A 12648-nucleotide genomic window follows, 5' to 3' on the forward strand; every position below is an offset into this window, starting at 1 on the left:
TGGGACCGCTCACGCAGGGTCGACGGCCCGGTCGGAGTTCGCGCGCGGCGCCAGCTCCGTCCCGAACTCGTCGGCGATCTTCCGCATGCCCCTGGCCAGCTCGGCGCGGTCCAGCGCGTCGATCCGGTCGGCCGGGCCCGACACCGACATCGCCGCCACCACCCGGTCGCCGTCGTGCACGGGCACGGCCAGGCAGTGCACGCCCAGCTCCTCCTCGCCCAGGTCGAGCGCGTAGCCCTCGGTCCGGACGCGGTCCAGCGCGGCGAGCATGGCGGCCCTGCCGATGATCGTGTTGGTGGTGCGCCGCGGGGTGCCGGTCCGGTCGATGAGCGCCACGACCTCCTCGGCCGGCCTGGCGGCGAGCAGTACCTTGCCCACCGCCGTACTGTGCGGCAGCACCCTTCGTCCCACCTCGGCGAACATCCGCAGCCGCCGGGGCGAGGGCACCTGGGCCACGTAGACGATGAAGTCGCCTTCGAGCACCGCCAGGTTGGCGGTCTCGCCGGACAGCTCCACCAGGCGGGTCAGGTACGGCTGCGCCCACTCGCCGACCATTCCCTGGGCCACTCCGCCCAGCCGTACCAGGGCTCCGCCCAGCGCGTACCGGCGGTCGGACTCCTGGCGAACGTAACCGCGGGCGAGCAGCGTGCGCAGCAGCCGGTGGATCGTCCCGTACGGCAGCGCCGTACGGGCCGCCAGCTCCGAGATGCCCGCCTCGCCGCCCAGCTCGGCCAGCGTCTCCAGCAGGTCGAGCGCGCGGCCGACGCTCTGCACCCCGCTCAAGCCGGCGCCCCGAGGCGCAGGCCGCGCAGCGAGGCGTCCAGGACCTGCACGGTGTGCGCGACCGGGATCTCCGGTTCGCCCATGCGCCGCAGCGCCGCGGTGATCTGCATGGTGCAGCCGGGGTTGGCCGAGACCAGGACGTCCGCGCCGGTCGCGAGCACCCGCGTGGCCTTGCGCTCGCCCAGCTCCCGCGCGGCCTCCGGCTGGAACATGTTGTAGGTGCCCGCCGACCCGCAGCAGATCGACGATTCGGCGATCTCCTTGATCGTGAGCCCGGGGATGCCGTTCAGCAGTGCGCGCGGCTCGGCACGGACGCCCTGCGCGTGCGCCAGGTGGCAGGCGTCGTGGTAGGCCACCGAGATCGGCAGCGGGTGGCGTTCGGCCACCGGACCGAGCCCGGCCAGGAACTCGCTCACGTCCACCGTGCGGATGGCCCGCGCCCGTTCGGCCCAGCCGGGCTCGCCGGCGAGCACGTCCGCGTAGTCCTTCATGGTGGAACCACAGCCCGCCGCGTTCACCACGATCGTGTCCACTCCGGCCCGCTCGAACGTCCTGATCGTCTGCTTGGCCAGCCTGATCGCCTGCGCCTCCTGGCCGGAGTGCAGCGACAGCGCCCCGCAGCAGCCCTGGCCCGGCGGGATGACGACCTCGCAGCCCTCCATCGCCAGCACCCGCGCCGTGGCCGAGTTGACCTGCGGGAAGAACTCGCCCTGCACGCATCCGGTGAGCATCCCGACCACCGCCCGCCGTTCACCGCGGGCCGCCACCCGGTGCGGCAGGCGGACCCGCGCGGTGACGGACGGGGCCAGCTCGGCCATCGCGGCGAGCGACGGGTTGACCTCCGCCAGCCGCGGCGCGAGCCTGGCCCGCAGTCGCCCGCTGAGCCGCAGCGGCAGGCGCATCGCGCGCAGTCGCCGCGGGTAGGGGAACAGCGAGAAGACCATGGCCCGCAGCGCGCGGTCCTCCGGCCGCCTTACGTGTTCGCGTTCGACCTCGGCGCGGGTCTGCTCGATCAGCTTGTCGTAGCGCACGCCCGACGGGCAGGCCGTCACGCACGACATGCACCCCAGGCAGGCGTCGAAGTGCCCGGCCATCTCCGGGGTGATCGGGGTGCCTTCGACGTGCTGCTTCATCAGGTGGATCCGCCCGCGAGGGGAGTCCATCTCCTCGCCCCACAGCACGTACGTCGGGCACGTCGGCAGGCAGAACCCGCAGTGCACGCAATCCTTGATCAGCTCGGGGTCCATGATCGTCCCTCCTCCGCCATCGGCGCCTCCATCTCAGATGCCTCCGACGAACCGGCCGGGCGACATCCGCCGCCCGGGGTCGAACCGCTCCTTGACCCGGCGCATCAGCGTCAGCGCCCCGGTCTCGCCCCAGGGATCGATCCCGCGCATCAGAGGCTCGGGCGCGGTCACGACGACGAGCCGGCCGTCGATGGCCGCGCGCACAGCGCCCACGAAGCCGCTGAGGCCCTCATCGGGGGGCAGGGCGATCCGGAGCACCCCCGAGGCCGCCGCGCCGCTCACGCGCGGGCTCAGGCCCACCCGCTCGGCCGCGTCGCGTACGGCGAGCAGCGCCGCGGCCAGGCTCGCGGGCGGCACCCGCAGTTCGAGCAGCACGCCGGCGGCGTCGTCCCCCTGCTCGGGCGGGAGCGCCGCCGCCTCGCCCAGAGGGAGCAGGGCGGCGGCGCGCTGATCGGCGGCGGTGCCCTCGATCAGGACGGACACGGTCAGTGGCGCGCCGGGCGCGGGCCAGTCCAGCTCGACGGCGCTCGGCTCGGCCTGGGCGACGGCCAGCGCGGCGACGAGTGAGCGGGCGGCGTGCGGGTCCGGCGCGCTGAAGGCGATCCAGCGGCGCTGGGCGGGCAGCGGGTGCAGGCGGAACGTGGCCTCGGCGATGACGCCGAGCGTGCCGTAGGAGCCGGTGAACAGCTTGCCCAGGTCGTAACCCGCGACGTTCTTGACGACCCGGCCGCCGGACCGGGCCACCGTGCCGTCGGCCAGTACGACCGTGATGCCGATCAGCAGGTCACGCGCCGTGCCGTACCTGAACCGGCGCGGACCGGCCGTCGCGGTCGCCAGGGTGCCGCCCACGGTGGCGCCCGCCATCGGCACGTCCAGCGCCAGCTCCTGGCCGCTTTCCGCGAGCAGCCCGGCCAGCGCCTCCATGGTCACCCCGGCCTGGGCGCGGACCACCAGGTCCCCGGCCGCGTGATCGGGCGCGGCGGCCAGGCAGCAGGTGTCGAGCAGCACGTCGCAGCGCTCGGGCGGCGGGCCCCAGTGCAGCTTGGTACCGCCGCCGACGGGGAGCACGGCGAGGTCGTGCCCGGCCGCGGCGCGCAGCACCGCGGCGATCTCCTCGGTGGACTCGGGCAGCGCGACCCAGCTCGGGCGCAGGCCCGCCACCTCGTCGCCGGGACCGCCGTCGCGTATCGTCACCCCGGTCTTCTCCAGGGACGCCCCGGCCTCGCGCCGGACCTCCCGCGCGCCGGACATCAGAACCGCCCCGCCATCAGAACTGCTCCGCCTTCCCGGACGCGACCAGCGGATGGACGCCCTTGCGCACACCGGGGACCTCCCCGCACAGGCGGGGCGTCGGAAAGACCTTCCCGGGGTTGGACAGTCCGCGCGGGTCGAACGCGCAGCGGACGAGCTGCATGGTGTCCAAATCGTCTTCTGAGAACATTCTCGGCATATATCGGGCTTTATCAACTCCGACGCCGTGCTCGCCCGTGATGGACCCGCCGTTCTCCACGCACAGGTCGAGGATGCGGGCCGACACCAGTTCGGCCCGCTCGCCCGCCCCCGGCTCGCCGTCGTCGAACAGCACCAGCGGATGCAGGTTGCCGTCGCCCGCGTGGAACACGTTCGCCACCCGGATGCCATGCTCGGCCGACAGCCGGTCGATGCCCGCGAGCACCCTCGGCAGCGCCGTGCGCGGCACCACGCCGTCCTGGACGATGTAGGCCGGGCTGATCCGCCCGACCGCCGCGAACGCCGACTTGCGGCCCTTCCAGATGGCCGCGCGCTCCTCCGGGCCGTCGGCGGTGCGCAGCTCGAAGGACCCGCTCTCCTCACAGATGCGGGTCACCGCGGCGAACTGCGCGGCGACCTCGGCGGCGGGGCCGTCCAGCTCGACGATCAGCACCGCCGCCGCGCCCCGCGGATAGCCGCACCGGACCGCGGCCTCGGCCGCCTCGATGGCCAGCGCGTCCATCATCTCGATCGCGGCGGGCACGATGCCCTCGGCGATGATCCGCGAGACGGCCAGCCCGCCCGCCTCGACGTCGTGGAACGCGGCGAGGAGCGTGATCACCGACTCGGGCGTGCGGCTCAGCCGTACCGTGATCTTGGTCGTCACGCCGAGCGTGCCCTCCGAGCCGACGAAGGCCCCGGCCAGGTCGTATCCGGGATCGCGGGTGTCGAGAGTGACGATGTCGCCGTCGGGCGTGACGATCTCCAGCGCCTCGATGTGGTTGACCGTGAAGCCGTACTTCAGGCAGTGCGCGCCGCCGGAGTTCTCCGCGACGTTGCCGCCGATCGAGCAGACCTGCTGGCTGGAGGGGTCGGGGGCGTAGTAGTAGCCCTGGTCGCGCACCGCCTCGGTGATCGCCAGGTTGGTGACGCCGGGCTCCACGACCGCCCGGCGGTTGGGCAGGTCGATCTCCACGATCCGCCGCATCCGGGAGGTCACCAGGAGCACTCCGTCGGTCCTCGGCAGCGCGCCGCCGGACAGGCCCGTCCCCGCGCCGCGCGCCACGAACGGCACGCCGTACTCGTTGCACAGCCGCACCACCGCGGCCACCTGCTCGGCCGTCTCCGGCAGCACCACGACCCCCGGCGTGGCCCGGTGGTAGGTGAGGCCGTCGCATTCGTAGGTGCGCAGGCGCACCGGATCGGTGATCACCGCGTCCGGCCCGAGGACGCCCGCCAGTCTCCCGGGCAGCACGTCGTACAATTCAGTCACGATGGCTCCCTCCTCCCTTTCCATCCTCCTGCAACGTCAGGGTGGACCGACCCGGCGAGGGACCCTCGCCTGGGCGGCGAAGATCCCTCGTCCGGCACGGGTGGATCAGGGCATGCGGGCGTAGGCGGGAAGGGTCAGGAAGTCCGCGAAGTCGTCGTCCAGGGCGACCTCCCTGAACAGCGCGGCGGCCTCGGTGAAGCGGGCCTCGTCGTAGCCGGGCTCGGTGCGGATCTTGGCCAGTTCCTCCTCGATGACCCGCTCCACCAGGGCACGGGTGACCGTGATCCCGCTGTCGGACAGCTCGATGTCGTTGTGGATCCACTGCCAGATCTGGGACCGGCTGATCTCGGCGGTCGCGGCGTCCTCCATCAGGTTGAAGATCGCCACCGCGCCGCTGCCCGCCATCCAGGCGGCCAGGTAGCGCAGCGCGACGTTCACGTTGGCGCGGAGCCCGGTCTCGGTGATCTCGCCCGGCGTACGCGAGACGGCCAGCAGGTCCTCGGCCGTGACCTGGACGTCGTCGCGCAGCCTGTCCACCTGGTTGGGCCGGTCGCCGAGCACGCCGTCGAAGACCTCACGGCAGATGGGGACCAGGTCCGGGTGGGCCACCCACGAGCCGTCGAACCCGTCTCCGGACTCCCGGGTCTTGTCGGCGCGGACCTTCTCCAGCGCGACCTTGTTGACCTCGGGGTCACGCCGGGAGGGGATGAACGCCGCCATGCCGCCGATGGCGTGGGCGCCGCGCCGGTGACAGGTGCTGACCAGCAGCTCGGTGTAGGCGCGCATGAACGGCGCGGTCATCGTGACGGCGTTGCGCTCGGGCAGCAGGAACTCCCGCCCCCTGGTGCGGAACTTCTTGATGACGCTGAACAGGTAGTCCCAGCGGCCGGCGTTCAGCCCCGCGGAGTGCTCGCGCAGCTCGTAGAGGATCTCCTCCATCTCGAACGCGGCCGGGTAGGTCTCGATGAGCACGGTCGCCCTGATCGTGCCGCGCGGGATGTCCAGGGCCTCCTGGGCCCGGACGAACACGTCGTTCCAGAGGCGGGCCTCTTGGTGCGACTCCATCTTGGGCAGGTAGAAGTACGGGCCGCGGCCCTTGGCGATCTGGCGGCGTGCGCAGTGGAAGAAGTACAGGGCGAAGTCGAACAGCGAGGCCGAGACGGGCGAACCGTCCACGAGCAGGTGCTTCTCCTCCAGGTGCCAGCCGCGCGGCCGCACCACGACGGTGGCCAGTTCCTCGTCCGGGCGCAGCGCGTAGGTCTTCTCGCCGACGGAGAAGTCGATCGTACGGTCGAGCGCGTCACGCAGGTTGAGCTGGCCGTTCACGCAGTTCTCCCACAGCGGGGAGTTGGCGTCCTCGAAGTCGGCCAGCCAGACCTTGGCGCCGGAGTTGAGCGCGTTGATGGTCATCTTCTTGTCGACCGGGCCGGTGATCTCCACCCTGCGGTCCACCAGACCGGGCGCGGGGTCCGCGACCCGCCAGGCGTCGTCCTGGCGGATCTGCTTGGTCTCCGCGAGGAAGTCGAGGGTCGCGCCGGCCGACAGTTCGGCCTGCCGTGCCTGGCGCGCCTGGAGGAGTTCGGCGCGCCGTGGCCCGAACTCCCGCTGCAGGGCCGCCGTGAAGGCCAGCGCCTCGGGCGTCAGGATCTCGTCGAACCGGTCCAGCATGGGGCCGGTGATCTCCACACTGTCCATGGCCTCCCCTTTGGTTTTCCGTACAGTGGAAACTGTCTTCTGGATTATGGAAGTGACGCTACTTCATGCCCCTGAGACGTCAACGGGGGACCCCCGACTTTCCGGGCTTCCCCGGACATTTCATTTAGGGGTGATACCGGGGGACGGGTGGGGGACTCCCCGATGGGCACGAAGCGGTGAGCCGCGCCAAGCTGATCGCGGAGACACAGTCGGCGACTCCGAAGAGACGAGGGTTTGGAAGATGAACAGGTACGCCGTAGCGGGGGCGGTCCTCGGAACCGGGCTCATCCTGGCCGGTTGCGGAGCGGGCGGATTCGGCGGGCCCGAGAAGGAGAGCGTCGTCAACTACGACATAACCGAAAAGATCGCCCATATGCAGGTGGACACGGGGTCGGGCGACATCATCGTCACGGAGTCGGACCGCAAGGGGATCAAGGTCACCGAGACGATCCACTGGCGCGGGCAGAAGCCCAAGGCCGAGCACCCGGTGACCGGCGACAAGGTCACCCTGCGCTACGACTGCCCCAACGGGATCGGGGTGACGACCTGCTCGGTGGACTACCGGGTGGAGATCCCCAAAGGGGTCGTACTGGCCCTGAACACGGGGTCAGGGAACATCACCCTGCGTGCCGCGTCCGGGGGGGTGACCGCCAACACCGGCTCCGGCGACATCGAGGCGGCGGGCCTGACGGGCAAGTCGGCCCTGGTGGAGACCGGGTCGGGCAACGTGCAGTTCAAGTACATGGCCATCCCCGACGAGGTGGAGGTCGAGACCGGTTCGGGCGACGCCACGGTGTACGTCCCGGACGGCAAGTACGACGTGACGATCGACGTGGGCTCGGGCTCGGAGAAGGTCGAGGTGGCCCAGGACAGGTCCGTGCCCAACAAGCTGACGCTGACCACGGGCTCCGGCAACGCGTCGGTCCTGAAATCCTGACGTCCCGCGAAGATAACCGGATGAACGCCGGACTAAGACGTGCCACCATCGGGGAAGACACCACGGTGTCCGAGCGTTCTCCTCACAGAGATGACGTATATGCCGAACGATTCCCGTACCCGGTTCACCCGTGACAGCGCCCGCGAGTGGGACGACCTGGAGCAGATCTCCCAGATCGCCCCCGAGACGGGCGAGCTGGACCTGGAAGACCGCCAGGCGCTCCGCCGGGTGGCGGGGCTCTCCACAGAGCTCGAAGACATCACCGAGGTCGAATACCGCCGGCTCAGGCTGGAGCGGGTCGTCCTGGTGGGCGTGTGGACGCAGGGCACGGCCGCTGACGCGGACAACTCTCTGATGGAGCTGAAGCTGCTGGCCGAGACGGCGGGCTCGGAGGTCCTTGAGGGCCTGATCCAGCGCCGCCAGAAGCCCGACCCGGCGACGTACATCGGCTCGGGCAAGGCCGTGGAGCTGCGCGACGTCGTCGCCGCGACCGGCGCCGACACCGTGATCTGCGACGGTGAGCTGACCCCCGGTCAGCTCCGCCAGCTCGAAGACGTGGTCAAGGTCAAGGTGATCGACCGGACCGCGCTGATCCTGGACATCTTCGCCCAGCACGCCAAGAGCCGCGAGGGCAAGGCCCAGGTCGAGCTGGCCCAGCTCGAATACCTCATGCCGCGGCTGCGCGGCTGGGGCGGCAACCTGTCGCGCCAGGTCGGCGGCCGGGCCGCGGGCGGCGTTGGCATCGGCGGCCGTGGTCCCGGTGAGACGAAGATCGAGCTGGACCGGCGGCGCATCCGCACCCGCATGGGCAAGCTGCGCCGCCAGATCGGCGAGATGTCCACCGCGCGCGAGACCATGCGCACCCGCAGGCGCACGCGGGAGGTCCCCGCGGTCGCCATCGCCGGCTACACCAACGCGGGCAAGTCCTCCCTGCTCAACCGGCTCACCGGAGCCGGCGTGCTGGTGGAGGACGCGCTGTTCGCCACGCTCGACCCGACCGTACGGCGGTCGCGCACGCCCGACGGCAGGCTCTTCACGATCGCCGACACCGTCGGCTTCGTCAGGCACCTGCCGCACCAGCTCATCGAGGCGTTCCGCTCGACATTGGAGGAGGTCGGCGACGCCGACCTGATCCTGCACGTGGTGGACGGCTCCCACGCCGATCCGGAGTCCCAGCTCGCCGCGGTACGCGAAGTGCTGAGCGACGTCGACGCCGCCGGCATCCCCGAGATCGTCGTCGTCAACAAGGCCGACGCCGCCGACCCGGTGGCGCTCGCCGCGCTCACCGCCAAGGAGCGCGGCTCCGTGGTGGTCTCCGCCCGGACCGGCGCGGGGATCGACGAGCTGATGGCCGTCATCGAGCGTGAGCTGCCCAGACTGGACCACGAGGTCCGGATGCTGGTGCCGTACGACAGGGGCGACCTGATCTCCCGCGCCCACGCGGAAGGCGAGGTGCTGTCCGTCGAGCACACCGGCGACGGCAGCATCCTGCACGCACGGGTGCTGCCCAGCCTCTTCGTGGAGCTGGAACGGCACGCCAAGCCGATGGAGATCGTAAGCTGAGACGGCATCCTTCCGGGTCCGAGAAGGTGGCCCGGAAGGGTCCGTATTGCTACTATTAGCCAAACCTTTCGACACGATTCTGGCGCGGGTTTCGTATGTCGGCTGTTGTGAGTTCTGATGCTGGTCCGCCAAGATGTGGCCTGAGATGCGCTGTCGCGTCGGCGAGCGAGGCGGGACGACCGGCCGCCCCCAGCGGGGGAGCGCAAGATCGACAGGGCGTTCTTCGCGAATAACCCTGTACACCGAGCCGACCTGTGAAATAACGTAACTGAACTGAAATCGCCGGATCATGATCACGGCGATACGGTCACCGCACAACCTCAAGCGGATGAGAGCAGGAGACCCCCGATGTCGTCCGGAATGCGAGCGGGCCCCCTTGGCGCCACGGCGCCCGAGCGGGCCGGGGCGCCGCTCACCCTCGGGGTTCCCGACCGGGCGGTGATGCGATGACCGTTCGCCTGCTGACCAACATCGGTCGGCTCTGGACCGGGAACGACGTGTGCAGCAACGCCGCGATCCTGGTCCACAACGATCGCATCGCCTGGGTGGGCCGCGCGGCCGACCTGCCGCAGAGCGTGCCCGGAGTCGTCGACGACATCGTCGACGTCGACCATGTGGAGAACCTCGGCGGCGCCCTGGTGACTCCCGGCCTCATCGACGCCCACACCCACCCCGTCTACGCGGGCAACCGCTACGCCGAGATGGCGATGCGGTCCGGCGGCTCCTCGTCGAGCGCCATCAACGCCGCGGGCGGCGGCATCGGCTCCACCGTGACGGTGACCCGCGGCACCGACCCCTGGACTCTTTGCAACGGCGTACGCGAGCGCCTGCGCGACTGGCTGCTCAACGGCACCACGACCGTCGAGGCCAAGACCGGCTACCACCTCACCCGCGACGGCGAGCTGGCCGACATCCGGCTGCTGCGCGAGCTGGAGAAGGAGCCGATGATGCCGCGCATCCACGCGACCTTCCTGGCCGCGCACGTCGTGCCGCCGGAATACTTCGGCCGCCAGCGCGACTACGTCGAGGCGGTCGGCTCCTGGTGCGGCGACGCCGCGGCGGCCGGTGCCGACAGCGTCGACGTCTACTGCGACGAAGGCCACTTCACCACCGAGGAGGCGCGCTGGGTGCTCGCCTCCGGCCGCAACGTGGGCCTGCTGCCGCGCATCCACGCCGGCGCCTACAGCAGGCGCGGCGCCGTCCAGCTCGCGGCCGAGCTCGGCTGCGCCTCCGCCGACCTGCTGCACCACACCTCCGACGAGGACATCGCGGTCCTCGGCCGCTACGGCATCCCCGCCGTCGTCTGCCCCGCCACCGCGATGCAGCACGGCATGGGCGCCATGCCACCGGTCCGCCGCATGATCGCCCAAGGCGTCCCGATCGCCCTCGGCAGCGACCACAACCCCGGCCACTGCGGCATCACCTCCATGGCGCTGGTGATCAGCCTGGCCGTCTCCGCCTTCGGCATGAGCGTCAACGACGCCCTCCGCGCGGCCACCCTCGGCGGCGCCACCGTCCTGAGCGCCCCTGACCGCGGCGTCCTCGCCCCCGGCCGCCTCGCCGACATCGTCCAATGGGACGCCGACCACGAGGGCGCCTTCGCCTGGTCCTTCGGCCTCAAGCCCAAGCGCGTCTGGAGCGGCGGCACCCCCGTCCAGTAACACGAGCCACACCCGCCCTCGACGACGGCACCGGATCAGACAGCCACGAGCGGCGGTCCGGGCACAAGCCCATCGACCGGACCCCGTAGGGCGTACGCCCGCAAGGCGATCCCTCCGCGCTGCCTGACCGCCACCTCGCCCCGCCGGGGCATCTCCCGCTCCCCATGCCCCTCCCACGCCGCCGACACTGGAGTCCGATCCGGCGATCCTCCCAGAGACCCCCTGACGGCCGCCAGCTTCGTGCGGGGACAGCCCAGCGCCGACACGTGATCCAGTTCCGTTGCTCTAGACGTGGTGGACCGTTGTGGCCTACGAGCTCGATCGTGTGGGCCGACACGGATGGTCTGGGCCGATGCCGGCGCCGTTCGGATACTGCCACTTGCTGGCTACCGCAAAACGACGTGTGACCCATTGCTCTGTGCCGTAGGTGTGGCAGCCGGTCATCGTAATGAGTTCGCTCGCGTGAGCTGGCACCCATGTTCGCGGCTGACCGGATCGGCGGCGGGAGAGGACGTGAAGGTCAGCGTTGCGCGAGTACCGCAGCTCGCCGGTTACCGCAGCGCCGATGTCTGATCCGGTTCCTTTGCTTGGGTGCGGCAGTCCGTTGTGGTCCATGAGTTCGATCGCGTGGGGCGGCAGCGTTGTCGATGTCGATCTGTGATCCAATCCTCCTGCCGCGGCATGGCAGCCCGCCATCGTTCACAGAGTTGATCGTGAGCTGTGCGGGCCGACCGGATCGGTGGATCGCGTCCTGCGGAGTGGTAGAACTTTCCCTCGCAGCCGGAGTGGAAGACCTGAACGATGTCCCATTTGAGCGTTTCCATTTGGACCACTCGGCGGGGCACCACCAGCTTCCAGTTGCCGCAACGCTGATCCGGTTCACTGCCCTGGGCGTGGCAGCCATCGTCCGCAGGCTTGATCGCGTAGGCAGCACCGATGCCCGTGGCGGCACGGTCGGGGATGTCAGCGTCGTGCAGGTACCGCAGCTTGCCGGTTGCCGCAACGCTCATGTTTGATTTCTGTAGTCCGCCATTATCCACAGGCATGATCGTGCGACTTGGCAGGGTTATCCCCAGAACGCCGTTCGGCGCCGAAACGGCGGTCGCTAGCCGCTTAACCTGCGCTGCATGGCGAATTCACAATCTGCCCACACGACTCCGGAGGCGAGACTGCTGGGCCTCCTGCCTCCATCCCGGCGCGCCCGGCCGCAGGCGGTGGAGGCCGGAGATCACGAGCAGTCGGGACCGACGACGCCCGAGTGGGACTGGCCTCCGGCGGGCAGGCCGGGCCTGGTCGGTGACGCGGCCGGAGTACAGGAGGACGATCCCCCTCGAAAGAGTGGGGCAGAGCGGCTTCCTCGGGTGGATCCGGCTCCGGCAACGGGGGTGCGGCGGGCCGGACAGAAAGGGCTCCCCTGGAACCACCCCGTTCCGCCCGACACGGTGGAGGGGGATTTCGCTTGGACGCGAGCGTTCGATCGTCGTGAGTCGACAGAGACGCATGGGGTTCGTTCTGAGGGGTTTTCGCCGCGGTGGGGCAAGGCGGAGCGGACGGGCGCCGGAGAGGCCCTGTGGGGGCAGCAGGCGACGCCGGGATGGGACTGGGCCTGGCCCGAGGCGGCGGAGGTGGACCAGCGACCACAAGCTCCAAGGGCGAAGAAGCGGGACAAGGCCCGACGAAGACGAGAGAAACGGCCAGAGCCACCATCGAAGCACGGCGGCCGACGAGGGTGGTTTCGACGCCGACGGGCCGGTGACTTCGCACATCAAGAGGACACCGATAGTCCCAAGGTTTCAGTGGACTCCAGGGGGCGCCCCGCTGAACCAGCGGATCTCGAGGACCTCCCGGGTGAGCGGACGGGATTCAATGATCTTCCCTCTGAGCCCCTGGGCCCGAGGGGTCTGTCCCGTGAGCCGACGCCTCATGGAGGTATCGCAGACGAACCGATGAGCCCTCAGGATCTTCCTGTTCTGTCGGCGCGCTTCACAGGTCGCTCCAGTGGATCGGCGGACCTTGGGGGCGTTCCAGATGAATGGACAG

At 70.5% G+C, this 12648-nt stretch carries 9 protein-coding genes; 3 read left to right on the top strand and 6 right to left on the bottom strand.

The window, feature by feature from the left end; genetic code table 11:
* Positions 1-9 precede the first annotated feature (9 nt).
* From DP939_RS39045 to aceB, 5 genes are all read right to left on the bottom strand, one after another.
* On the bottom strand, positions 10-783 hold the full coding sequence (locus DP939_RS39045) for an IclR family transcriptional regulator (RefSeq protein WP_113985880.1): 774 nt from the start codon (positions 781-783) through the stop codon (positions 10-12).
* Positions 780-2030 (bottom strand): (Fe-S)-binding protein, encoded by a 1251-nt coding sequence (locus tag DP939_RS39050; RefSeq protein ID WP_113985881.1) that lies wholly within the window; start codon positions 2028-2030, stop codon positions 780-782. The genes DP939_RS39045 and DP939_RS39050 overlap by 4 nt, the downstream gene beginning before the upstream one ends.
* A 33-nt stretch (positions 2031-2063) precedes the next feature.
* Positions 2064-3281: an FAD-binding oxidoreductase gene (locus tag DP939_RS39055; RefSeq protein WP_113985882.1), complete on the bottom strand. Its 1218-nt coding sequence runs from the start codon at positions 3279-3281 to the stop codon at positions 2064-2066.
* A 16-nt stretch (positions 3282-3297) separates the two neighbouring features.
* Positions 3298-4752 (bottom strand): FAD-linked oxidase C-terminal domain-containing protein, encoded by a 1455-nt coding sequence (locus tag DP939_RS39060; RefSeq protein ID WP_225878758.1) that lies wholly within the window; start codon positions 4750-4752, stop codon positions 3298-3300.
* A gap of 105 nt (positions 4753-4857) precedes the next feature.
* Entirely contained in the window at positions 4858-6447 is a 1590-nt protein-coding gene (aceB, locus tag DP939_RS39065; protein WP_113985884.1) for a malate synthase A, read from the bottom strand.
* 241 nt (positions 6448-6688) lie between these two features.
* Here aceB and DP939_RS39070 point away from each other — a divergent pair, with 241 nt between their 5' ends.
* The 3 genes from DP939_RS39070 (at position 6689) to hutI (ending at position 10608) form a co-directional block, all read left to right on the top strand.
* Positions 6689-7384, top strand: coding sequence for a DUF4097 family beta strand repeat-containing protein (locus tag DP939_RS39070; protein WP_113985885.1), 696 nt, complete (start codon positions 6689-6691; stop codon positions 7382-7384).
* Positions 7385-7483: 99 nt separating this feature from the next.
* Entirely contained in the window at positions 7484-8947 is a 1464-nt protein-coding gene (hflX, locus tag DP939_RS39075) for a GTPase HflX (protein ID WP_113985886.1), read from the top strand.
* 446 nt (positions 8948-9393) lie between these two features.
* Entirely contained in the window at positions 9394-10608 is a 1215-nt protein-coding gene (hutI, locus tag DP939_RS39080; RefSeq protein WP_113985887.1) for an imidazolonepropionase, read from the top strand.
* Between the two features lie 551 nt (positions 10609-11159).
* On the opposite strand, the gene DP939_RS45675 is transcribed toward hutI, so the two are convergent.
* The gene (locus DP939_RS45675) at positions 11160-11618 is read right to left on the bottom strand and encodes a hypothetical protein (RefSeq protein WP_147268310.1); all 459 of its coding nucleotides are present in this window, start codon (positions 11616-11618) and stop codon (positions 11160-11162) included.
* Positions 11619-12648: the final 1030 nt, after the last annotated feature.

Origin of the sequence: Spongiactinospora rosea (genome assembly GCF_003315795.1) — a bacterium.
GTDB classification, from domain to species: Bacteria; Actinomycetota; Actinomycetes; order Streptosporangiales; family Streptosporangiaceae; genus Spongiactinospora; species Spongiactinospora rosea.